Raw genomic sequence first — 331 nt, forward strand, 5'->3', positions numbered from 1 at the left:
GTCACACCATGGGAGTGGGCTGCAAAAGAAGCAGGTAGTTTAACCTTCGGGAGGACGCTTGCCACTTTGTGGTTCATGACTGGGGTGAAGTCGTAACAAGGTAGCGCTAGGGGAACCTGGCGCTGGATCACCTCCTTACACGATGATGTTTGTTGTCGAGTGTTCACACAGATTGATGGTTTATAGTCGTTTTAGAGTATCTTAGTGTCCCGTTCGTCTAGAGGCCTAGGACACCGCCCTTTCACGGCGGTAACAGGGGTTCGACTCCCCTACGGGATACCACGGGTCGTTAGCTCAGTTGGTAGAGCAGTTGACTTTTAATCAATTGGTC

General features: G+C 51.1%; 1 tRNA gene and 1 rRNA gene. Both read left to right on the forward strand.

Features of this window, described 5'->3' with window-relative positions:
- Positions 1-138: ribosomal RNA gene (locus EES38_RS22050) — 16S ribosomal RNA — on the forward strand; the annotation flags it as partial.
- Between the two features lie 68 nt (positions 139-206).
- Positions 207-282: transfer RNA gene (locus EES38_RS22055), tRNA-Glu, on the forward strand.
- The last annotated feature ends 49 nt before the right edge of the window (positions 283-331 follow it).

The sequence above is a fragment of the Vibrio viridaestus genome, assembly GCF_003856525.1.
Classification (GTDB): domain Bacteria; phylum Pseudomonadota; class Gammaproteobacteria; order Enterobacterales; family Vibrionaceae; genus Vibrio; species Vibrio viridaestus.